Source organism: Phormidium sp. CCY1219, assembly GCF_055795085.1.
Genome location: NZ_JAYFEQ010000039.1, coordinates 1 through 280, shown reverse-complemented (window position 1 = coordinate 280; position 280 = coordinate 1). Strand labels below are relative to the sequence as shown.

The window sequence follows — 280 nt, the reverse complement described above, 5'->3', positions numbered from 1 at the left end:
AAACCGTCACATCCGAAGCCACTGACAGCGCCGAAACCGAACCAACGGATGCAGAAGAAGACACCAGCAGCGCTGACAAAACCGAGGAAATAGCAGCAGAAAACACGGAATCAGCATCCGAAGCCGACGAAACCGAAAGTGAAAGCCCGCCTGTAGCCACTAGCGATGACAGTGCCAGCGATAGCGACACAGATGCTACAGAAAATTCCGATAGCGAGTCCGAGGACAGTGACGCGATCGCCGAATCTAACGAGAGCAGCGACGACACCGAAGACCCTGC

General features: G+C 55.0%; 1 protein-coding gene. It reads left to right on the top strand.

Features of this window, described 5'->3' with window-relative positions; genetic code table 11:
- A partial coding sequence (locus AC0QH1_RS00345) for a hypothetical protein (RefSeq protein WP_324628758.1) occupies positions 1 to 280 on the top strand: 280 nt, incomplete at both ends.